Here is a 21213-nt window from a genome sequence, read left to right on the forward strand (position 1 = left end):
CGATAGCGCCGGACCATCCACGGCAGGCCCGATTATCACGCTGATCAGGCAAGACGCTCGAATGCATCAATAGCTGACAGCTATCACAAATTCCATTGAAGAACAGCGTATTGATCGTTCGACTCGAGTCCATTACCTGTCAATAGATATGTACAACCGATAGCTTATGTGAAGCCCGTCACAACCCGAGATTCACAGCTATCAGTGCCGATTCGCACCGAATAGAGAAATGTAAGTTAATGTGTATTATCTCGACGACGCGTGATTGCCGATGATCATGCTCATCGCTTCAGGGGGACCGAAATGGTCACAGAACAGCCCGAGACCTCACCACTGCCCAAGATTCCACCACTGCCACTGCTGCGCGCCGTGGATCGATTCCGAAGTTTCCTGACCGCCGCGTTGCGCCGCACCGCGCCCGCGCCGGTGGCGTTGCTGGACATAGTCCAGGGCGGCTTCCTCATGCAGACGCTCTGCGCGGCAGCCGAACTCGGCGTCGCCGATGCCCTCGCCGACGGTCCGCTCCGACTCGACGCGCTCGCCACTCGCGTCGGCGCCCAGCCCGACGCGCTGGCCCGGCTGCTGCGGCCCCTGCTGGCGGAGGGCATCTTCGCCCGCGACAGTGACCGCTACCGGCTGACCTCCCTGGCCGAGCCGCTGCGCGCAGATGCCCCTGTCTCGATCCGCGGCATCCTGCAGTTCTACGGCTCGTCCGACCATCGCGCGATCTGGTCGCGCCTCGCGGAGGCGGTCCGCACGGGCGACCCGGTCACCGAGCAGGTGCTGGGCCTGCCACTGTTCGACCTCACCCGCAAGAACCGCCAGTTCGGCGAGATGTTCGACGGCGCGCAGACCAGCGCCTCGCAACTGACGCTGCGTCCGACCTTGGCCGCCTACGACTTCGCGCAGTACGGCACCATCGTCGATATCGCCGGCGGCCACGGCAGGCTGCTCATCGAACTCCTGACCCGCGCGCCGCGCTCGCGCGGCATCCTGTTCGACATGCCGGAGGTGGTCGCCGAGGTCCCGGCCCATCTGACCGCTCTCGGCCTGGCCGATCGCTGCACCGTCGAGGGCGGCTCGTTCTTCGAGTCGGCCCCCACCGGCGGCGACGCCTACATCCTCAAACACGTCCTGCACGACTGGTACGACGCCGACGCGGGTCGCATCCTGCGCACCGTCCGCGCGGCCATGCCGGATACGGCGACCCTCTTGCTGATCGAGATGGTGCTCCCCTCCGACAACCGCCGCCAGTTCGGCAAACTCATCGACCTCGAAATGCTGGCCGTGGTCGGCGGCCGCGAACGCACCGAACAGGACTTCCGAACCCTCCTGTCCGCCAACGGCTTCGAACTCGTCCGCCGAGTGGAAACCGCGGCCCCCGACAACATCCTGGAGGCCCGCCCGATCCGGCAATGAGCTGGAGCGCTCCTCAGTGGGAGCGCCAGTTCTGTTCTTCTCCGGGTTCGGGGAGGATCGCGCCGCCTTCCATGATCCAGCTGGCGGCGAATTCGATCAGGGCGACTTCGATTGCCGATGAGCGGTGTTGTGCGGCTTCGGCGATGGCGGTCTGCAGGGAGTGTTCGAGACGGGCGAACATGTCGGCGTTCCGGTTTCCGCCGCCGCGGACGCCTGCGATCACCGACAGCTCGATACCTGCACGGAGGGGTTGTCCGTGCAGGAAAACTACGCTGACGAATTCCGGTGGGGCGCCGGTGATCTCGCAGTGGGTTGCGGTGATAGCTTCGACGACGGCCTCGCGGGTGGCGGGTTTCAGCTGGGTGCGGCAGGCGACGTTGTAGAGCGGCATTTCAGCTCCAGTTCTGATTTGCGGCGATGGCGAGTCGTCCGCGCGTCAGCCGGGATGCGACGAGGTGGGAGACGGTTCGCAGTAGGAAGAGCGGGCGGGCCGCGGGGCGGATGCGGGCCTGGTTGAGGGACAGGTAGCGGTCGAACAGTGAGCTGTCGACGAGGGCGAGCATGAGGTCGTTGGGTCCGGCGCCGGTAATGGCGTTCCAGGCGTTGCTCATTGCGCGCATGGCTGCTTCGCGGCGGGTGGCGTCGAGGCCGTCGCTGGTTTCGGTCAGGACCCATGACATCGATGAGGGGCGGTTCTCGGTGTAGGACTGGCCTGGCGGAATCTCGCACCACACAACGACAATGCGGTCATCGCTACCAAGTGACTGCCGGTACGAGTCGGCCAGGGCCTGTTCGGCGGCACGGTACTGGGATTGGGCCAGGCTGCCCTGCTGGATTGTGCACAGTATTCGACGCACGTTCGCTCCTTAACCGGCCGCAGCGACCACGATGTAGCTGAACCGAACCGTAGTACACCGATCGGTTTACAACAAGATGCGCGCCGAGACAGGTCAGGCGTGGGCGGTGCCGATGACACTGATGCACATGCGAGCGCATTCGGCGGCGAGTTCCGCGGCGGTCAGGTCGATGGTGTCGCCCAGCCAGCCTTCGATGAGTTGGTTGACGCCGCCGGTCACGAACATCGCCGCGCGGCGTAGCCCGGCTGGGTCGGTGCTGACACCAAGAACAGCGGGGGCATGTTCGACGACCAGGTCGGCGATCATGGTGAGCACATCGTGTCGCCGTTGGATCAATGCCGGGATGTCACCGGGGTCGCTCGACACGATCCGATGGATATGCCGGTCGCCGGCAACGGTTTCCAGGAACGCCTGCAGCGCGGCGCGCAGCTTCTCCTCAGCCGGACCCTCGGTCGACACACCTGCCTGAACGAGGGTTGCGAGTAGTTGATCGCGAACCTCGTCGGCAACCGCGACCAGCAACTCTTCACGGTTGGCGAAGTGTTCGTAGAAGTAGCGGTCGGTCAGCCCGGCCGTTTTACACACCCCGCGCACGGTGACCGCGCCGATCCCGGATTCACCCCAGGTCGTGCGCGCGGCAGCGAGCAGCCGCGTGCGGCGTTCGGCGCGGCGGTCGGTGGCGCTCACGCCGCGATAGGTGCGGATGGCCGGAGTCGTCATTGACAACACTCTAGGCACCCTTCTACATTTGCGGACATACGTCATCAGATGACAGTCGTCATCAGATTAGCGATTCAAGGGAGAATCCGCGATGACCAGCACTCGCACCACCACGACCGCCTACAACCAGGTCACTGCTCCCCTGCTCGACGAGCTCGACTACCGCATCGAACAGATCGACGGCCGGCTCCCGAAGGACCTCCGCGGCACCCTGTACCGGATCGGCCCGGGCAAACACCAGGTCGGCCAGTCATTGCTGCACAACGTGTTCGACGGCGACGGCATGATCTCCCAGTTCGCCCTGGACGGAACCTCGGTGCGATTCCGCAACCGCTACGTGCGCACCCGCCACTTCCAGCACGGACAGCGTTCGGACCGGATCCGCTATCGCGGTGTGGGAGACCAGATTCCGGGCGGACTGCTCGCCAATATCGGCCGCCTCCCTGCGAACGTGGCCAACACCAACATCGTCAACTACGACGGCGGACTACTCGCACTATGGGAAATGGGCAACCCGTACCGCATCGACCCCGACACCCTGGACACCGTGGGCCCCACCGATTTCGACGGCAAACTAGGATTCCTGGGCGCATTCTCCGCACACCCGAAGTGGGATCCGGTCACCGGTGACATGTACAACTTCGGCCTGGACGTGCTCCCCACCCCGAGAATCCGCACCTACCGCCTCGACCGCGCGGGCCGCGCACACAACGTCGCATCGATCCCGATGCTGGACGTGCCGTGGAACCACGATTTCGCACTCACCGCCCGCTACCTGGTCTTCGTCCTCGACCCGATCCTCCCCAACATCCTCAAACTGGCCCTGGCCACCGACTCGTTCATCGACTCCCTGGAATTCAAGCGCGCCAAGGGAACCCGCTTCCTCCTGGTCCCCAAACACGGCGGCCGCCCCCGCATCGTCGAACACGAAGCACTCCTCCACCTGCACCTCACCAACGCCTACGACGACGGCAACGACGTGGTCGTCGAACTGGTCCGCCTGGACACCGAATGGGACGAAGTCCGCCGCATGACCGGCATGGTCAACCGCACCGACCTCGGCACCCCCCAATTCCCCACCTCCCGCCTGATGCAATACCGAATCACCCAGTCCGGCACCGTAATCGAACGCGAACTGACCGACCGCTCCGGCGAATTCCCCCAATACGACTGGCGCCGCGGCACCCGCGAACACCACTACAGCTACCTCGCCGGCGCCGGCGGCCCCGCCGGCCTCTTCAACGCCGTGGTCAAGGTCGACCACCACACCGGCAAAGTCACCGGTTGTGACCTGGGCGCCAGTTCGGTCGGCGAGCCGTTGTTCATCCCCCGCACCCCCGACGCCGCCGAAGACGACGGCTGGCTACTCACCCTCAACCACAACCTCGCCGAAAACCGTTCCCAGCTCATCATTCTCGACGCCCGAGACCTCGAACACGGCCCCCTGGCCACCGCATGGCTCGATCATCACATCCCGTGGGGATTCCACGGCACCTTCACCCACCGCATCGCAGGTAAGTAGCGTCCACCGCCGATCGAACGAGGATCACTTGGTTTCGTTCGCGGAATCCTGTGTGGGCGCGGGAGGCTTGGGCTCGACATCGATATGGACCGCTCCCGCGCGCACAGACCGTAGGATCAGCCAGCACAACGCCAGCACGGCGATAACGACCAGGACAGTCACGAGAACAGCGAAGACATTGCTGATGGTGTCACCTCCATGCAGGGATCGCCCGACTCACCGCGATCTTAACCACAAAGTAGCGATGGGGCGGGTGCCGGAATCAGCCCCGCACCGCTGGAGCGAGCGCATGCTTACCGGTACATGGAGCGGATCCTGCACTCGGATCGAGGTGAAGTGATGTCGCAGCCGAAGATCGACCGCGAGCAACTGGTGGCGGATCTGGAGCGGGCGCGAATCGACTTTCACCAGCTACTGGACACCACGGCCGACGGTGAGTGGAATGCGCCTACGAATGGAACCCGCTGGACGAATGAGGAGCTGTTGTTCCACATGGTATTCGGGTACATGATCGCCCAGAAGCTGCTTCCACTCCTGCGCATTTTCGGCAGACTGCCGACCGGGGTCGGCCGCAGCTACGTTCGCTTCCTCAACACCGCGACGACACCGTTCGATGTCATCAACTTCTATGGATCACGAGTCGCCGCGCGGATTTACAACCGCCGGAGGATGGGCGCGAAGCTCGACCGCGCGATCGCCTCGTTGCAGCGATCACTGCGACGCGACTCCGAGGCGGACTTCGGGCGGGGAATGCCATATCCGGATCGCTGGGACCCGTATTTCCACAACTACATGACCCTCGCCGATATCTACCGCTATCCCGGGCAGCATTACGACCATCACCGAAAACAGCTGACAGTCACCGGCGTTCACGAACTGTGATCAGGTGCAGCAATTGGGGTCCAGGACCAGGCACAACGCCGATAGCGCGTCGCGGCGGGCGCGGTGATACATGTTCATGCCGCGGCGTTCGGACTCGATCAGGCCGGCCTTCTTCAGTTGACCGAGATGATGGCTGACGGTCGATTCGGCCAGTCCAACTGTCGTCGCGAGGACACCGGTGTTCTCCTCACCGAGTGACGTGGTGAGCAGTAGGGACATCAGTTTGACCCGCACCGGGTCAGCGATCGCCTTGAGCCGCAGCGCCACTTCCAGGGCGGCGTCATCGTCGATCGGCCCGGCGGCTACGGGTGAGCAGCAAACCGGGGCGGACATGTCGATGACGGGTAGCGCTTTGGGCATGGGATCGACATTACCCACCTTCTTGACATATGTCGAAGTAGTGGCCGAGACTGATCCTGCAAGTTCTTCGACATATGTCTCACAAGTGGAGGTTCTCATGTCCCGTATTCAGCTCGCCCTCAATGTCGATGACCTCGATCGGGCCGTGGCGTTCTATTCGACCCTCTTCGGAACCGGGCCCGCCAAGCGCAAGCCCGGCTATGCGAACTTTGCCGTGGCCGAGCCGCCGCTGAAGCTGGTACTGCTCGAGAATCCGGGCCAGGGCGGCAGTATCAATCATCTCGGCGTGGAGGTCGAAACCTCCGAGCATGTGCACGGCGAGATCGCCCGACTCTCGGAAGCGGGGCTGTTCACCGAGGAGCAGATCGCCACCACGTGTTGCTTCGTCACCCAGGACAAGGTGTGGGTCACCGCGCCCGACGCAGAGCGCTGGGAGGTATACACAGTGCTGGCGGATAGCGAAACCTTCGGCGTGACACCGGAAGTCGCCCTCGCCGATACCGGTTCCATGCCGAACGGCGAGCAAGCGCCGTGCTGCGGCACCGCGTAGGAAGCCGCCGCCATGGATAACGATCAGGACCGTTTGCAGGAGGCCGTGCGAGCGCGGTATGCCAGCGCGGCAACACAATTCACCGAGACAGCACAGATCTCGGACGATGGATGTTGCGGTCCTGCGGACTGCGGTAGCGGCACAGTACGGTTCGATGAGGCCGGGTTCGGCCGGCACCTCTATTCGGTGGCCGACCGGCAAGAGATCCCTGACGATGCAATCGCCGCGAGCCTCGGGTGCGGCAATCCGCTTGCCGTGGCGGAGCTGTCGCTCGGTGATGTCGTGCTGGATTTGGGTTCGGGTGCGGGCCTGGACGTATTGCTGTCCGCACGCCGCGTCGGCCCGACAGGCAAGGCATACGGCCTCGACATGACCGATGAGATGCTCGCTCTCGCCCAGGCCAACGCACGCAAGGCTGGCGCCGGCAATGTCGAATTCCTGAAGGGCACCATTGAGGACATCCCGTTGCCGGCGGGCGCGGTGGATGTGGTGATTTCCAACTGCGTGATCAATCTCTCGGTCGACAAGCCGGCGGTGTTCGCGCAGGCCTTCCGAGTCTTGCGGTCCGGCGGGCGGTTCGGAGTCACCGACGTCGTGGCCGAGGACCACCTGACACCCGAGGATCGGCGCGAACGCGGGAGTCACGTCGGGTGCATTGCCGGGGCGCTGACCTCCGCCGAATACCGTGCGGGTTTGACCGCTGCGGGGTTCACCGCCATCGAGATCACCGCGACCCACGAGGTGGCCGCGGGCATGCACTCGGCGATCGTCAAGGCGACCAAACCCCGGTAGCCGCGCCGAGCACGGCGAACCTGGCCTCGTTCATCTGCTGTTTGCTTGCCCTTGGATTCGATGACCATCAATATCGATGAGTGTCGAATCAAGAGCTTCCGCTGACCGACGTGACCTCACCCTTGTGTGAGGTCACGCCCCTGGCCCGGCAACCCTTGACCCCGCAGGCCGCCACCGAGCTGGCAGCGGTGTTCAAGGCGTTGTCGGACCCGGTGCGGCTGCGCCTGCTGTCACTGGTGGCCAGCCACACCGGCCAGGAAGCCTGCGTCTGCGACATCTCCGACGGATTCGACGTCGGCCAGCCCACCATCTCCCATCACCTCAAGGTGCTGCGTGAAGCCGGACTGCTGTCGAGTCAACGCCGCGGGTCCTGGGTGTATTACCGCGTCGAACCCGCAGCGCTGCAACAACTCTCGACACTGCTCGACATCACCTCCCCTGACGGGGTGTTGCGATGACGGCGTTGACGCGGCGTCTGCTCGCGGAGTTCCTGGGTACCGGCTTGCTGGTGTGTGTCGTGGTCGGCTCCGGTATCGCGGCCCAGCAACTATCTCCCGGCGATGTCGGGGTGCAGTTGCTGGAGAACTCGACCGCGACCGTGTTCGGGCTCGGCATTCTGATCCTGATGTTCGGCCCGGTCTCCGGCGCGCACTTCAACCCCGTGGTCTCGGCCGCGGATTGGCTGGCCGGCCGCCGCCGCGGCACCGGCCTCTCCCTCGCCGACCTGGGCTCCTATATCGGCGCACAGATCCTCGGTGGCATCGCCGGGGCCGTGCTGGCCAACATCATGTTCGACCAGCGCGCCGCCCAGATCTCCACCCACCACCGCGTCACCACCGGACACCTCGTCGGCGAGGTCGTCGCCACGGCCGGGCTGATCGCGGTCATCTTCGCCCTCGCCCGCACCGGCCGCGCTGCCCTCTCGGCCGCAGCCGTCGCCGCCTACATCGGTGCGGCCTATTGGTTCACCAGCTCCACCAGCTTCGCCAACCCGGCCGTCACGATCGGGCGGATCTTCTCCGACACCTTCGCCGGCATCGCACCCGCCTCCGTGCCCGCGTTCATCGCCGCCCAAATCGTCGGCGCAGCAATAGGACTCATCGTGATCGGGCTCATCTACCCCGACCCGGTCCCCGCGCAGAACATCGTCGCACCCCACCTGCAACCCGAAAACCCGCTCACCGATCCCCGGAGCACCCCATGACCGACCACCCCGCCGCCCTGCCCGGCCAGGTCAACGCCAACCTCACCGTCGATCAGCAACTCGCCCTCAAAACCGCTGCCGCGCGACTGCAGGACGAGTTCGCCGACATATTCGGCGTGGAAACCATCGAGAAGTTCCTGCACTCCTCCTCCGACCAGTTCGCCGCCCGCGCAACGGTTCTCAACTTCCTTCCGCTGCTGGCCGAGCGCTTCGCCCGCCAACGCCTGCAAGCCCTGGCCAAGGTCGAAGGCAAAGCACTCACCGGCAAACCCACCGTGCTGTTCCTGTGCACCCACAACGCCGGACGCTCCCAGATGGCACTGGGCCACTTCACCCGCCTTGCCGGGGACGCGGCACTCGCCTGGTCGGGCGGCTCCGAGCCGGGCGAGCAGATCAATCCTGTTGCGATCGAAGCCATGTCCGAGATCGGCATCGACATCGCCCGCGAATTCCCCAAACCCTGGACCGAGGAAATCCTGCGCGCCGCCGACGTCATCGTCACCATGGGCTGCGGGGATGCCTGCCCCATCTATCCCGGGCGGCGCTACGAGAACTGGGACCTGCCCGACCCCGACGGGCAAGCGCTGCCGGTCGTGCGTGAGATCCGCGATCAGATCGAAACTCGCGTCCGCACCCTGCTCGCCGAGCTCGACATCCCTGCCCCGCTGAAAGGCGCACCCCTACAATGACCTCCACCCCGAGCGTGCTGTTCGTCTGCGTCCACAACGCCGGACGCTCCCAAATGGCGCAAGGCCTCCTCACCCACCTCGCCGGCGACGCCATCGAAGTCCGCTCCGCCGGAACCGAACCCGCCGAGGCCATCAACCCGGCAGCGGTCGAAGCCATGGCCGAACTCGGTATCGACATCACCACGCAGACCCCGAAGATCCTCACGCCCGATACAGTGCAGACCTCCACCGTCGTCATCACCATGGGCTGCGGGGACACCTGCCCGTACTTCCCCGGTGTCGATTACCGCGACTGGAAACTCGACGACCCCGCAGGCAAAGGCGTCGCTGCTGTCCGGCCCATCCGCGACGAAATCCGAAAGCGGGTAGAACAACTCATCAGCGAACTGCTCACCACCGGCGACGCGCACACATCCGTATCGTCCTGAACCAGCCAGCCGCCCCCACAGCACATCTCGACCAGGAGTTCCCGATGACTGCCGCTACCCCGTACCAGCCAGTGCAGTCGCCGGCCGTGTGGCTCGGCCGTGACCTGGTCACCGACCCAGCCCAGTGGACGACCGTACTCACGGAAGCCCATCGCGAGGAGATCGCCGCGGCCGCCCGGCCGCGGCGGCCGCAGGTTCGACCACCACGACTCTGCATCGTGGCGGCTTCCCGCTTCCCGGACTTGCCGCGCTGCTGCACGAATGGACCATGACTCTCGCTCACGGCCGCGCTTTCGTGCTGATCCGCCGGTTCCCCCACGACCTGCTGACACCCGCGGAAACCGAACTCGCCTATGTTGGCCTCGGTCTGCACCTGGGCACGCCGGTGAGCCAGAACGCGGCCGGCGACCTGCTCGGACATGTTCGCGACGAGCACATCCCGCGCGCCAGCCCCGCCGTACGTCTCTACACCACCAATCAACGCCAGGATTTCCACACCGACGGCTCCGACCTGGTCGGACTGCTCTGCCTACAGACCGCGAAAACCGGTGGCCAGAGCCGCATCGCCAGCTCCCTGGCCGTCTACAACCACATCCTCGCGCACCGACCCGACCTCATCGAGGTCCTCCGCCGGCCGTTCCACTGGGACCGCAACGACGAGCAATCACCGGGCGAGACACCGTATTTCACACTGCCCACGATCCACGACATCAACGGCACACCACGCATCTTCTACATCGGCTGGTACATCCGCGACGCCCAACGCCACCCCGACGTCCCACCCCTGACCGACCAGCAACTCGAAGCCATGCAAACCCTCGAGGACACCGCCAACGACCCGCGCTTCTACCTGCCGATGGAATTCGCCCCCGGCGACGTGCAAATCCTCAACAACGCCAAAATCCTGCACTGCCGCGAGGCATACGCCGATCACGACGACCCCGCTCAGCGCCGCCACTTGCTCCGACTCTGGCTCACCGCCCACACCTTCGCCACGGTCGAAGACATGCTCCGCGACGGGATACCACCACGTCAGTAGGGCGGTCCGTGGCTGCCAGGGTGATTGCTGCGGCAGTAGCGGCCAGGACGGAAGCAACCAGAACACCGATCTTGGCGTGCTCAACCAATTGCGGTCGTGTGTAGGCGAGTTCGGTGACGAACAAGGCGACGGTGAAGCCGAGGCCGGCGATCCAGCCGAGACCGGTTACCTGACGTGGGCCTATGCCGGGCGGGAGACGTCCCGCCCCGGCGGCGACCGTCAGGCCGATCGTGGCCACGACACCGATGAACTTGCCCAGCACCAGGGCGATCACGACGGCCCAGGTCACTCGGGCGTGCGCCGCGTCGCTCAGTGCCGAGAGTCCAAGTGGGACAGCAGCATTGGCTAGTACGAATAGCGGGACTGCGACGAACGCACTCAACGGTGCCACGACACACAGCAGGTCGGGCAGGACCGGGCGGCCAGCCATCGGTGCGGCGGGGGTCAGTAGTGCCAGGGCGACGCCGGCGATGGTGGCGTGCACGCCGCTGTGCAGCGTCGCCCACCACACCAGTGCGCCGACCAGCAGGTAAGGCCAGAACGCGAGTACCCCTAGGCGGCGTAGCACCACTACGAGCCCGCATCCGGCCACAGCCAGAGCCAGCCACCCCCATCGGAGTTTCCCCGCATACCCGACCGCGATCACCACCACGGCGAGGACATCGTCGACGGTCGCGATCGCCAGCAGTAATGCGCGCAGCCCAGCGGGAGCACGAACGCGCCAGCAGTGCCAGCACCCCGACTGCGAAGGCCGGATCGGTCGCCATCGGCACACCCCACCCCGCCACCGCATCGGTCCCCCGCGTCATCGCCACGAACACCAGCGCGGGCACCACCGCGCCACCGATCGCCGCCAGCACCGGGACCAGCGCCTGCCGTGGATGCGCCAGCCGCCCGTGCGTCAGCTCATGTTTGAGTTCCAAGCCGATAGCGAAGAAGAACACCGTCATCAACCCGTCGGTGACCCATCCGCGCGCGCTCAACCGCAGACCGGCCCGCTCCCAACCGAACTCGGTTCCCCACACCGCCGCATACGAGTGCCCGGCGCAGTTCATCCACACCAGCGCCGCCACCGTCGCGGTCAGCAACACGGTCCCCTGCGCGAACTCCGAACCCAGCCAGCGACGCGGCAATCGAGCGCTCATTCGGGGTGCTGCACGGTCAGTCGTTGTACTGCCCACCAGGCTTCCAGGAGTTGGGGTGGGTCGGTGAGGTCGATGCCGAGGAGGTCCTGGTAGCGGCGGAGGCGGTAGCGGATGGTGTTGGTGTGCAGGTGCATGGCTTCGGCGGTGTGGTCGATGCGGAGGCCGTTGCGCATGTAGTGGCGGAGGGTGTCGAGCATGGCGGCGGCGCTGTCGTTGTCGCCGAGGGGGGTGACGTAGCGGCGGAGGATTTCGGTGCCGACTTCGCTGTCGGCGAGTACGGCGGGGAGTAGGCCGAGGCTGGACATGTCGTGGACGCCGGTGCGGCCGAAGGCGTCCGCGGTGGTCATGGCGCGGGTGGCCGAGCGGAAGGAGGGTTCCATGCGGTCCGGGCGGGCTGCGGGGCCGATGCCGATGGCGGCGGCGATGTCGCCGGGGGGTGCGGTGTCGGCGAAGCCCGCGATATCGCCGTCGATGATGGCGAGGAGGCTGCGGGGGCGGGTGCCGTCGGGTGCTTGTTCGAGCCGCAGGATGAGGCGGTCGGCGGGGAACTCCGCATTGGGGCGGGCACGCAGGGCGCGGTACTCGCGGTCGGCGTCGAGGCCGAAACGTTCTACCTCGATACGGGTTTCGGCCGGGGTGAGGGTGCCGAAGAGTACGCCGCGCACCACGTCCGCGCGGTGTTGCTGGTCGTGGCGGGTCAGTTCGAGTTCGGCGGCGTGATGGCCGCGGGCCATGGCGAGGATGGCCGCGTCGGTGATCTCGACCAGATCGTTGTTGAGCTCGAGCAGTTCGCTGTCGCTGAATCCGGCCGAACGTCCCCGCGTCACTGTGTCTTCCGCGATTCCCCGGATGGTCAGGCGCCAGCCCTGGAACATGTCGGTCACCGGAATGCCTTGCCGGCCACGGGCGTGTCCGTGTGCGACGAGGATGGCGACTTCGGCGTCGGTGAACGCGCGGGCCTCGGTGATGGCTTCCATCAGCGGAGCGAGGGTGCGCTGCCCGTAGGGCACCAGTTCGGTCAGCTCCAGGCGGGCATAGCTGGGGAGTTCGGCGCGCATGCGATCGAAGGCCCGGGCCAAGAGCGCCTCGGGGTCTCCCCACACCGCGGCGACCAGCTTGCTGCGGCCGGACGAATCGCTGCTCATAGCTTCGAAGCGTAACCACTCTTTGGACTCAGAGACAAAGTCCGACGTGGAAACTTCGATGGCCGCTCCATAGCGGTACCGCTTTTACTCGACGATCCTTGGGTATCGGCACTGTGGCCGGCGGATCCGCTTGGACACATCGACAACATCTCTGTTCTGCGGGAGGAAACAAGTGAGGCCGGCAACGCCGCTGACGCACGTGACGACCCTGTGTGAAGCCTTCCAACGCACCGTCGTCACGCATCGTGACCGCATCGCGCTGCGCACGGTGGACGGTTCGACCGAACTCACCTGGGGCGGCTATGCCGAACAGGTCCGCACGCTGGCGGCGGGTTTGGCCGCGCTGGGCGTCGGGCGCGGCGACACCGTGGCGTTGATGCTCACCAATCGGCCCGAGTTCCACTTGTTCGACACTGCCGCAATGCATCTGGGCGCCGTGCCGTTCTCGATCTACAACAGTTTCACCGCGGAGCAGATCAGCGGTGTCTGTGCGAACGCGGGAGCGCGAATCGTGGTGACCGAGCCGCGGTTCCTGGCACAGTTGCGGGCCGCTCGGGCGGGTACGGCGATCGAGCGGATCGTGCTCGTCGAGGGCTCGGCCGAGGATGCCATCACGGTGGCGGAGGTTTCGGCCGCCGCCGATCCGGGGTTCGATTTCGAGGCCACGTGGCAGGCGGTGACCGGCGCCGACCTGCTCACTCTCGTCTACACCTCGGGCACCACGGGTGCTCCGAAAGGTGTTGAGATCACCCATGATTCGCAGCTGGCAATGCTGTGTGGACTGGAGGAGTTCGCCGCGGACTATCCGGGTTCGGAAGAGAGTTCGATCTCGTTCTTGCCGGCCGCGCACCTGGCCGAGCGTTTCGGCTTCCACTACTGGCCGATGCTGGCCGGCGCCACGATCACGAGCGTGGCCGATATGAGCACGGTCATGAGCGTGCTGCCGCAGGTCCGGCCCACTTACTGGGGTGGTGTTCCGCGAGTCTGGGAGAAGGCGAAGGCCGCCATCGAGGCGAAGGCCGCCACCGCCTCCCCAGTGCGGCGGGTGCTGTTCGAACGCGCGCTCGCATTGTCGATCGACCGTGTCCGCGCCCAGCAGCGCGGTGAAGACCTCAACCCGGCGCTGATTCTGTTGCAGCAGTTGGCAGATCGAATGTTGTTCGCGAAGTTGCGGGCGACGTTGGGCTTGGACCGCTGCCAATACATCCTCATCGGCGCGGCGCCGACACCGGTGGCGGTCCTCGAATTCTTCACCGCTCTGGGAATCGGCCTCGTCGAGGCGCTGGGCATGACCGAGACTTCGGGTCTCACCACCCTCAATCCGCGCGGGCGAGCCAAGATCGGCACGGTCGGGACCGCTTTGCCCGGCGTGGAACTGCGCTGCGCCGACGACGGTGAACTGCTCGTCAGCGGCCCGTTACTAATGCGCGGATATCGCAACGAACCGGACAAGACCGCAGAAGCCATCGATGCCGAGGGTTGGCTGCACACCGGCGATATCGCCGAGATCGACGCCGACGGCTACGTCCGCATTGTCGACCGCAAGAAGGAACTGATCATCAACGCGGCAGGCAAGAACATGTCGCCCGCCAATATCGAAGCGGCCCTGACCAGCGCACATCCGCTCATCGGGCAGGCCGTCGCGATCGGCGACGCACGACCGTACAACGTGGCGCTGATCGTGCTCGACCCCGTTGCCGCGGCGGCCTTCGCGAGCACGCACGGCATCGCCGACTCAGCGCTGTCGGCACTGGCGGACAACGAGCTGATTCGCGCCGCCATCGCCACCGGGGTCGAGGCCGCCAATACCCGGCTCGCCCGCGTCGAGCAGATCAAGCGGTTCACGATCCTCGGCGAGGAGTGGCTGCCCGGCGGAGACGAGCTGACGCCGACCATGAAGCTCAAACGCAAACCGATCGCCGCCAAATACGCACGCCATATCGACGAGCTCTACGAAGGAATTCCGACCACGCCGGATCAGCGGCTCGTGAATTCCTGAGAGTCGAAACATCCAGCCCCAGCGAGAGATTCGGAGTCCAGCCTTGATGGGTGACACGGTCAGCGCCGACCTGTGGCCTTCGGCGCCGTCCCGAGCGGGACGTCTGTACAGCACATTGTTGACCTGCACACTGCGCGCGGGCGGAACGATCGCGCCCGCGAACCGCAGCGGTGCCCTGCTGGCACGGGCGGCGATGGGAGCGGTATGTCGACTCGGGCAAGTGGGGGCGAAAAGGCTGCCTCGCAAGGTCATCGATGAACAAGGACCGCGCCGGCGAGTTCACGGCGAGTGGCTGGGTCACACGCCGGTGCCGGGCGAGCCGCTGCTGCTCTACATCCACGGCAGTGGCTACGTCGGATGCAGCCCGGGCACACATCGCGCTCTGGTGTCGGAATTGTCGCGGCGCTTGGAACGTCCGGCGTTCTCGATGACCTACCGCCGCGCACCCGAGTACCGATTCCCGGCCGCGCAGGACGACGCACTCAACGCATTCCTGTGGCTACTGAACCAAGGCCACCTGTCCAGCAACATCATCGTCGCCGGTGATTCCGCGGGCGGACACCTGGCACTCGGGCTATGCGCCCAGCTACGAGAACTCGGTATCGCCCAGCCCCGCGCGATCATCGGATTCTCCGCGCTGGTGGATCCCACATGGCAAGCGATCGAACAGCATCCGGTCGCCAGCGACCCGGTCGTGACCCTGGAGACGCTGCGAAAACTGGTCGGCCTCTACATGGGCACCGCCGACCCCACCGACCCCCGCTTCGCGGTCGCGACCGCCGTCGGCCCCGACCTGCCGCCGATCCTGTTGCAGGCCGGAGCGAATGAGCTGCTCAGCGCCGACTCCGCGTACTACGGCCGAGCACTGCGCGCCGCGGGCGGCAGCTGCGAAGTCCAGATCTGGCCGGGCATGTTCCACGTCTTCCAACTCGGGTACCACACACTGCCCGAGGCCCGCGCCGCACTCGACCGCGTCGAAGTCTTTGTCGATGCGATCGAGGCGCGCACCCGACAGAATGCCGGATAGCACAACAATCGTGGAGGACAGTCCGACATGACGATGGCACCTTTCGAAGAAATCCGGCAGCGGCTCACCCTGCCACTGATCGCCGCCCCGATGTTCCTGGTCTCGGGACCGGACCTCGTACTGGCGTCCTGCCGGGCCGGTGTGATCGGCGCGTTCCCCACTGCCAACGCCCGCACCAGCGCCGAACTTGCGACCTGGCTGACCCGCATCCACGCCGAGCGCCCCGCCGACTCCGGCGCAGTGGCACCCAATCTGATCGTGCATCCGGGCAATGCGCGTCTAGGCGAGGATCTCGCGGTGTTGCTCGAGCAGCCCACCGAGATGGTGATTACGTCGGTCGGTTCGCCCGCCCAGGTCGTCGAGCCGCTGCATCGAGCCGGATCGCTGGTCTTCGCCGATATCGCCTCGGTGCGCCACGCCCACCGCGCGATCGACGCCGGAGTGGACGGCCTGATCCTGCTGAGCGCCGGCGCAGGCGGGCAGACGGGCTGGGCCAACCCATTTGCGTTCGTCCGCTCGGTGCGCGAATTCTATGACGGGCCAGTGGTTCTGGCCGGCGGCATCAGCGACGGCATCGCCCTCCGCGCCGCCCTCACCCTCGGCGCCGACCTGGCCTACATGGGCACCAAATTCCTCGCGACCACCGAAAGCCTCGCCCCCGACGGCCACAAACAAATGGTCACCGCCGCAACCCTCGACGACATCACCCTCACCCCCGCCTTCACCGGCCTGCCGACCAGCATGCTCACCCCATCGATCCAGGCCCTCGGAATAGACCCGAAAGCACTGCAGGACAACGACCCTGCCATCGGAAACCTCCTCTCACAAGCCCACATCACCAATGCCTGGCGCGACCTCTACAGCGCAGGCCATTCCACCGGCGGCGTCCACGACGTGCTCACCGTCGCCGAACTGGTCGAACGAACCAGAAAGGAATTCGAGCCTTTCGGGCGGCGCGGTTGTTGAAATCCGTTTGAAAGGTGGCACGCGCACAGTCGATCAGGTTGGTGCCCGGGGAGACTCCCCACTCGTTGAGAGAGGCAGAGAAATGACCGTTCACTGTGCGATCCCGAAGCGCGTACCTGCAAACCGAATCCTGAGAAACGCCGCCATGACGCTGATGTTGTCAGGAATGCTGCTGACCGGCATGGTCGGCACAGCCACCGCGGCCACGCCCGCGATCAAGATAGCTCCCACCACTTGGTGCGACACCGACAACTGCATAGGTGGATCCGACCCGCAAGCACCCGACGAGGGCCCCGGCGATCCGAACCGCTCCTGGGGAGTGAACCCGCACATCGGGCAAGGCCAGCAGGGCCTCACTCACTGCCACGTGCGGTGCCCGCGCTGATCCGACAGGGTGACCACGATGCCTCTCGAAGGTGAGTACGAGCCGAGCCCGGCGCAGTGGGTGCGCGACCAGGTCGAGCTGTACGAGAGTTCGAGTGGCAGACAAGGGACGACGCTCTGGGACACTGGCCTGCCCGTCGTCATTCTCACGACGCGCGGCGCGCTGAGCGGCAAGCTCCGCAAGATCCCGCTCATGCGCGTCGAGCACGACGGGCGGTACGCGGCCGTAGCCTCGAAGGCCGGCTTCCCGCGCCACCCACTCTGGTACTTCAACATCAAGTCCGACCCGCACGTGCAGCTCCAGGACGGATCCACACGCCAGGACATGACAGCCCGCGAAATCACCGGGCACGAGAAGACACAGTGGTGGGAGCGCGCGGTCGCCGCGTATCCGCCTTACGCCGAATACCAGCAGAAAACCGACCGCGTGATCCCCGTCTTCGTCCTCGAACCCGCGTCCGCGACAACCCCACCCGACACCCCACCGTCGACGTTTCGCCGATACAGGCGACGGTGACAACCGAACTGCCCGAACACGTCGTTCTCGACGCGATTCGAAAGACCGGAAAGTCCGTGACCACCGCATAGTCCTACTTCGATGCTGCGCATTCCCGCCGGGCGGGAATGCGCAGCTGCTCTCAGATGACGGCCAGCCTTTGCCGCCGGGAATTACGATCCGTCGCCATCCCAGATGCCGCTGGCGAGGAAGACATCCCACTGCTCACCGCGGAACCACAACTCGGGCGCATGGTCCTTGGAATCGCGAACCCCAACCCGATCACCATCGTGGTAGACCTCGACGCACTGCTTCGAGGTTTCGCTTCGAGTGGACTTGTACCACGTGTGTGCAGGCGGTTTCGTGGTCACGCCGTGTACTCCTTCGCGCTGTGCGACAGCAGAACTCGCGTGTCGCCTTCGCTCAACGCTACTGCTTCCAGGACAGAGATCGCCGCTCGATATTGGTCGAGTACGTCCCCACGATTCAGGTACAGCGCACCCATCGCGCCCTCGAGGTAGATCAGGGGTGGCTCACTCGAACCATCAGCGGCACCGGGAAAGCCAAGCAGCGTGAAGCTCTGGATGGTCAGTCCTCGGTGTGGGCCGACGCTGAACGGAATCACCCGGATGGTGACGTTGTCACGTTCGCCCAATTCCAGTAGCCAGCGCAGCTGATCTGCCATGACGGAACGATCTCCCGCTTCATGTCACAGAACCGCTTCGGACAGATACGCCGTCGGCTGCCCACCCTCGAGCCGCATGATCACCTGCCGAGATACCTCTAGGCACAGACTCGCCGAAAGATGTGTCTTGCCGCCCGCTTTGCGCAGATCGCGAAGATAGCCTCCGAAAAGCCTTCGGGAGGAAGCCAATCCGGCCATATCGTCAACCTCGCCATCCAACGGTGTCCGCGAATGAGGTGTCCGTGGCGAACCACGTCCGCCACGGACATCCATTGTATTTTCGAGGACTGTCGCCTGCGGACGTATTACGAACATCGCTTCGGGTGTCTACTTGAACCAGCACAGGCGTCGACATCGGCCGAGCCGTCGCCACGGCACTCAGTGATCCGAAATTCCTTACGGCTCAGGGGGATTCCCATGCTGTTCGCCGCACTTCAATTGCTCGCCGCCGTAGCCGCCGTCTCCCTCGCCGCCGTCGCGGCAGTTTGGGGGCTCACTGCCGACCGCTCCGAAGTACCGCCCGCGCCGGCCGCCCCACTCCTCGTCGCGGGCGACCGCCCCCTCTTCCGTATCCCCGCCCACAACACTCACCGCCGCCATGGACGACATCGAGCCCGGTGACGGCATGTACTCCGCGTTGTCCCACTACCGAATTCCTGCCACAGTCCAACTCAGCCCGATCATGGTGAAACACCTGCTGTGGCGCCACCGCAATTGCATCGAAGGCGACTCCCCCATTCCCTCGCCCGCCTCATGCAATGCTCGTCGCCAACTCCTCGGGCTCCACCGCGACAACAATTGGACCTGGCCAATTCCGTGCAAGGACAGTCCATTCGGAACGGGGTGAAGCCCGCTGTCAGCTCACTTCTGCCAATCGCGTCCGATCGTGCGGATCATGGACGGCCACACGATCAGGCGCCGGAAGGGTTCGATCGCCGCCATGTACGCGGTTCCGAACAGGCCGTTGGGCTTCACCAGCACAGCCATCTGACCGCGGTAGCGACCGGTCGCCTCGTCGGGTACCCAGCCGACGTGCAGCACTGCGTGCACCGTCCCGTTGGCGGCCTCCAATGCCCACTCGTCATGCGTCAAATACACCGAGGTGAACGGAACTCCGTGCAGGTCCGGACCGGCAGGTAGGTCGCGGAGGTCGGCTGGCAGTCGGTCGCGCAGCGTGGGCACCCGGGAGCCGACGCCGGCGTCGGGCCCGTCCCAGCCGAACAACTCGCCGAGCTTCCAGCGAATTGCGAAGAGCGCGCGGACGATCGCCGATCTGTGTGCGTCATTGCCCTCAGCCAGCTGGCGTACAAGTCGAGGGAAGTCGTCGGGGCCGCCGGGCGTATCCAAGGCCCACACGTCCGCGAGCCGGAAGTCACCGGCGATTTCGTGGATTCGCCAGGGGCGCTCGGTGTGCGCGGCATTGGGGAGCTTCATCACAGACACTGCCCTTCGAACGATGTAGAGTGATCATTCTACAACGTGATCCCAGGAGGAGTAATGGCCGTTTACAACGTGCACGAACGACTACTGGCCGCCAAGCAGAGCGAGGTGGGAGCGCTGATCGACACCCTGTCGAGCAGCAACGACTTGCTGTGGCCGCGAACCGATTGGCCACCCATGGAGTTCGACCGCCCCCTCGAGGTCGGGGCGATCGGCGGGCACGGCCCGATCCGCTACACCATAACCGCGTACGTCCCCGGAACCTGGGTGCGCTTCACGTTCACCGGGCCGCGCGGCTTCGACGGCTTCCACGAATACGCCGTCCTGGACGTCGACGAGGACCACACTCTGCTCCGGCACACCGTCGCGATGAAGACCCACGGCGCGGCGCGACTCACCTGGCCACTGGCCATCGGCCGGCTCCACGACGCATGCCTCGAAGACAGCCTGGACCGCGCCGAGCTGGCCTGCACCGGCACGGTGGCCCACCCCGCGCGCTGGGGACGCTACGTGCGCCTACTGCGCGGAATCCTGCAGAGGCCCAGGTGAACTGATACTGTGCCGATCGACCGTGAAACACCGCGAGGAGGTGAGACCCATGAACGCTGTATCCATTGTGGGTGCTCCCCCCGTCGTCACGGCCGGGCGATCGACGTAGGTGTCGCCGGGAGCGCCTGAGCCACAAGGCAATCCCGAAAAGGACACCATCATGCATTTCATTTCCGAGACATCGTCGAACGGTGTCATCGAACGCAATTTCACCCTGGGCGACATCACCGGCGTGCTCTGGTCATCCGCCTCCAGTTCTGCCGGCGCACCCCTGATTCTGAGTGGTCATACCGGCGGCATCCACAAGAAGGCGCCGGGCCTCGTGGCCAATGCGCATCGTCTGGTGACCGGCAACGGATATACCGTCGCCGCCATCGATGCGCCGGGACACGGCGACCGGCCACGTGATGCCGAGGACGAGGCCGCGCGTGCGGGATTCGCGCGCGCTCACGAAAACGGCGACCCGATGGGCCCGCTCATCACGGAATACAACACCTCGCTCGCGCAACGTGCCGTACCGGAGTGGCAGGCGACTATCGATGCGCTGCAGGCACTTCCGGAGATCGGCCCCGATGCCCCGATCGGTTACGGCGGCATGACCTTGGGCGTCGCGATCGGGCTGATGCTGACCGCGGTAGAACCCCGCATCAGAGCGGCCTCCTACGGTCCGGTCTTCACCTACGAAGCCCTGATCGATGCCGCGAAACAGATCACCATCCCGGTCGAGTTCACCATCGCCTGGGACGACGAGGGCATCCCCCGCGAACCAGGACTCGCACTGTTCGACGCCTGCGCCTCACCGGAGAAGTCATTGCACGTCTATCCGGGCAGGCACAACCGGATGCTGGGCGTCGATCCCGACGCCCAGTCCCGTTTCTTCGCACGCCATCTCGGCGGGGTCGCATAGGTCATCGC

Annotated in this window: 26 protein-coding genes and 2 pseudogenes; 17 read left to right on the forward strand and 11 right to left on the reverse strand. The window is 65.4% G+C overall.

The genetic code is table 11. The annotated features are described in order from the left end of the window. The first annotated feature begins 303 nt into the window (after nucleotides 1-303). Nucleotides 304-1419: a methyltransferase gene (locus tag ACH438_RS34030; protein ID WP_397012849.1), complete on the forward strand. Its 1116-nt coding sequence runs from the start codon at nucleotides 304-306 to the stop codon at nucleotides 1417-1419. A gap of 13 nt (nucleotides 1420-1432) precedes the next feature. Here ACH438_RS34030 and ACH438_RS34035 read toward each other — a convergent pair whose 3' ends face one another. The 3 genes from ACH438_RS34035 to ACH438_RS34045 form a co-directional block, all read right to left on the reverse strand. After that, nucleotides 1433-1810 (reverse strand): 4-oxalocrotonate tautomerase family protein, encoded by a 378-nt coding sequence (locus ACH438_RS34035; protein WP_397012851.1) that lies wholly within the window; start codon nucleotides 1808-1810, stop codon nucleotides 1433-1435. 1 nt (nucleotide 1811) lies between these two features. Continuing rightward, on the reverse strand, nucleotides 1812-2276 hold the full coding sequence (locus ACH438_RS34040; protein ID WP_397012853.1) for a hypothetical protein: 465 nt from the start codon (nucleotides 2274-2276) through the stop codon (nucleotides 1812-1814). 93 nt (nucleotides 2277-2369) lie between these two features. Next, entirely contained in the window at nucleotides 2370-2996 is a 627-nt protein-coding gene (locus tag ACH438_RS34045; protein ID WP_397012855.1) for a TetR/AcrR family transcriptional regulator, read from the reverse strand. A 91-nt stretch (nucleotides 2997-3087) separates the two neighbouring features. On the opposite strand from ACH438_RS34045, the gene ACH438_RS34050 reads away from it, so the two are divergent. After that, complete coding sequence (locus ACH438_RS34050) at nucleotides 3088-4518, forward strand: carotenoid oxygenase family protein (RefSeq protein ID WP_397012857.1); 1431 nt, start codon at nucleotides 3088-3090, stop codon at nucleotides 4516-4518. 339 nt (nucleotides 4519-4857) lie between these two features. Beyond that, nucleotides 4858-5400, forward strand: coding sequence for a DinB family protein (locus tag ACH438_RS34055; RefSeq protein WP_397012859.1), 543 nt, complete (start codon nucleotides 4858-4860; stop codon nucleotides 5398-5400). Here the strand turns inward: ACH438_RS34055 and ACH438_RS34060 are convergent, their stop codons facing one another. Beyond that, nucleotides 5401-5760, reverse strand: a complete 360-nt coding sequence (locus tag ACH438_RS34060) for an Rv2640c family ArsR-like transcriptional regulator (RefSeq protein WP_397012861.1) — start codon at nucleotides 5758-5760, stop codon at nucleotides 5401-5403. It lies immediately after the preceding gene. Between the two features lie 97 nt (nucleotides 5761-5857). On the opposite strand from ACH438_RS34060, the gene ACH438_RS34065 reads away from it, so the two are divergent. The 8 genes from ACH438_RS34065 to ACH438_RS34100 all read left to right on the forward strand — a co-directional run bounded on the left by ACH438_RS34065 (nucleotide 5858) and on the right by ACH438_RS34100 (nucleotide 10462). Then, a complete protein-coding gene (locus tag ACH438_RS34065) occupies nucleotides 5858-6310 on the forward strand; it encodes an ArsI/CadI family heavy metal resistance metalloenzyme (RefSeq protein ID WP_397012863.1) in 453 nt (150 codons plus the stop codon). A gap of 12 nt (nucleotides 6311-6322) precedes the next feature. After that, nucleotides 6323-7102, forward strand: a complete 780-nt coding sequence (gene arsM, locus ACH438_RS34070) for an arsenite methyltransferase (RefSeq protein ID WP_397012865.1) — start codon at nucleotides 6323-6325, stop codon at nucleotides 7100-7102. 80 nt (nucleotides 7103-7182) lie between these two features. Next, nucleotides 7183-7560, forward strand: coding sequence for an ArsR/SmtB family transcription factor (locus tag ACH438_RS34075; RefSeq protein ID WP_397012867.1), 378 nt, complete (start codon nucleotides 7183-7185; stop codon nucleotides 7558-7560). Beyond that, the gene (locus ACH438_RS34080) at nucleotides 7557-8306 is read left to right on the forward strand and encodes an aquaporin (RefSeq protein WP_397012869.1); all 750 of its coding nucleotides are present in this window, start codon (nucleotides 7557-7559) and stop codon (nucleotides 8304-8306) included. The genes ACH438_RS34075 and ACH438_RS34080 overlap by 4 nt, the downstream gene beginning before the upstream one ends. Beyond that, nucleotides 8303-8995 (forward strand): arsenate reductase ArsC, encoded by a 693-nt coding sequence (locus ACH438_RS34085; protein ID WP_397012871.1) that lies wholly within the window; start codon nucleotides 8303-8305, stop codon nucleotides 8993-8995. Before ACH438_RS34080 ends, ACH438_RS34085 begins: the two co-directional genes overlap by 4 nt. Next, nucleotides 8992-9423 (forward strand): arsenate reductase ArsC, encoded by a 432-nt coding sequence (locus ACH438_RS34090; RefSeq protein WP_397012873.1) that lies wholly within the window; start codon nucleotides 8992-8994, stop codon nucleotides 9421-9423. Before ACH438_RS34085 ends, ACH438_RS34090 begins: the two co-directional genes overlap by 4 nt. Nucleotides 9424-9467: 44 nt before the next feature. Further along, nucleotides 9468-9695, forward strand: coding sequence for a hypothetical protein (locus ACH438_RS34095; protein ID WP_397012875.1), 228 nt, complete (start codon nucleotides 9468-9470; stop codon nucleotides 9693-9695). Further along, entirely contained in the window at nucleotides 9692-10462 is a 771-nt protein-coding gene (locus ACH438_RS34100; protein ID WP_397012877.1) for a TauD/TfdA family dioxygenase, read from the forward strand. The genes ACH438_RS34095 and ACH438_RS34100 overlap by 4 nt, the downstream gene beginning before the upstream one ends. On the opposite strand, the gene ACH438_RS34105 is transcribed toward ACH438_RS34100, so the two are convergent. The 3 genes and pseudogenes from ACH438_RS34105 to ACH438_RS34115 all read right to left on the reverse strand — a co-directional run bounded on the left by ACH438_RS34105 (nucleotide 10398) and on the right by ACH438_RS34115 (nucleotide 12752). Beyond that, complete coding sequence (locus tag ACH438_RS34105) at nucleotides 10398-11255, reverse strand: Na+/H+ antiporter NhaA (RefSeq protein ID WP_397012879.1); 858 nt, start codon at nucleotides 11253-11255, stop codon at nucleotides 10398-10400. The genes ACH438_RS34100 and ACH438_RS34105 overlap by 65 nt on opposite strands. Next, nucleotides 11230-11607: pseudogene (locus ACH438_RS34110) on the reverse strand (Na+/H+ antiporter NhaA); the annotation flags it as partial. The gene ACH438_RS34105 and the pseudogene ACH438_RS34110, both read right to left, overlap by 26 nt. Beyond that, nucleotides 11604-12752 (reverse strand): PucR family transcriptional regulator, encoded by a 1149-nt coding sequence (locus tag ACH438_RS34115; RefSeq protein WP_397012881.1) that lies wholly within the window; start codon nucleotides 12750-12752, stop codon nucleotides 11604-11606. The pseudogene ACH438_RS34110 and the gene ACH438_RS34115, both read right to left, overlap by 4 nt. A 172-nt stretch (nucleotides 12753-12924) precedes the next feature. Between ACH438_RS34115 and ACH438_RS34120 the strand changes: the two genes are divergently transcribed. The 3 genes from ACH438_RS34120 to ACH438_RS34130 all read left to right on the forward strand — a co-directional run bounded on the left by ACH438_RS34120 (nucleotide 12925) and on the right by ACH438_RS34130 (nucleotide 16744). Next, nucleotides 12925-14751, forward strand: coding sequence for an AMP-dependent synthetase/ligase (locus ACH438_RS34120; RefSeq protein ID WP_397012883.1), 1827 nt, complete (start codon nucleotides 12925-12927; stop codon nucleotides 14749-14751). A 220-nt stretch (nucleotides 14752-14971) separates the two neighbouring features. Next, nucleotides 14972-15778, forward strand: coding sequence for an alpha/beta hydrolase (locus ACH438_RS34125; protein WP_397012885.1), 807 nt, complete (start codon nucleotides 14972-14974; stop codon nucleotides 15776-15778). Nucleotides 15779-15805: 27 nt separating this feature from the next. After that, nucleotides 15806-16744, forward strand: a complete 939-nt coding sequence (locus ACH438_RS34130; RefSeq protein ID WP_397012887.1) for an NAD(P)H-dependent flavin oxidoreductase — start codon at nucleotides 15806-15808, stop codon at nucleotides 16742-16744. A 90-nt stretch (nucleotides 16745-16834) separates the two neighbouring features. Here the strand turns inward: ACH438_RS34130 and ACH438_RS34135 are convergent, their stop codons facing one another. Further along, entirely contained in the window at nucleotides 16835-17002 is a 168-nt protein-coding gene (locus tag ACH438_RS34135) for a hypothetical protein (RefSeq protein WP_397012889.1), read from the reverse strand. Between the two features lie 145 nt (nucleotides 17003-17147). Here ACH438_RS34135 and ACH438_RS34140 point away from each other — a divergent pair, with 145 nt between their 5' ends. Beyond that, the gene (locus tag ACH438_RS34140; RefSeq protein WP_397012891.1) at nucleotides 17148-17645 is read left to right on the forward strand and encodes a nitroreductase family deazaflavin-dependent oxidoreductase; all 498 of its coding nucleotides are present in this window, start codon (nucleotides 17148-17150) and stop codon (nucleotides 17643-17645) included. A 152-nt stretch (nucleotides 17646-17797) separates the two neighbouring features. On the opposite strand, the gene ACH438_RS34145 is transcribed toward ACH438_RS34140, so the two are convergent. From ACH438_RS34145 to ACH438_RS34155, 3 genes and pseudogenes are all read right to left on the reverse strand, one after another. After that, nucleotides 17798-17995 (reverse strand): DUF397 domain-containing protein, encoded by a 198-nt coding sequence (locus ACH438_RS34145; protein ID WP_397012893.1) that lies wholly within the window; start codon nucleotides 17993-17995, stop codon nucleotides 17798-17800. Further along, a pseudogene (locus tag ACH438_RS34150) lies at nucleotides 17992-18318 on the reverse strand (DUF5753 domain-containing protein); the annotation flags it as partial. The gene ACH438_RS34145 and the pseudogene ACH438_RS34150, both read right to left, overlap by 4 nt. A gap of 852 nt (nucleotides 18319-19170) precedes the next feature. After that, nucleotides 19171-19743: a DUF2867 domain-containing protein gene (locus tag ACH438_RS34155; RefSeq protein ID WP_397012897.1), complete on the reverse strand. Its 573-nt coding sequence runs from the start codon at nucleotides 19741-19743 to the stop codon at nucleotides 19171-19173. Between the two features lie 63 nt (nucleotides 19744-19806). On the opposite strand from ACH438_RS34155, the gene ACH438_RS34160 reads away from it, so the two are divergent. Then, on the forward strand, nucleotides 19807-20298 hold the full coding sequence (locus tag ACH438_RS34160; RefSeq protein ID WP_397012898.1) for an SRPBCC family protein: 492 nt from the start codon (nucleotides 19807-19809) through the stop codon (nucleotides 20296-20298). 160 nt (nucleotides 20299-20458) lie between these two features. Continuing rightward, on the forward strand, nucleotides 20459-21205 hold the full coding sequence (locus tag ACH438_RS34165) for a dienelactone hydrolase family protein (protein ID WP_397012900.1): 747 nt from the start codon (nucleotides 20459-20461) through the stop codon (nucleotides 21203-21205). Nucleotides 21206-21213 lie beyond the last annotated feature (8 nt).

It is taken from the genome of Nocardia sp. NPDC020380, assembly GCF_044386975.1.
Taxonomy (GTDB): domain Bacteria; phylum Actinomycetota; class Actinomycetes; order Mycobacteriales; family Mycobacteriaceae; genus Nocardia.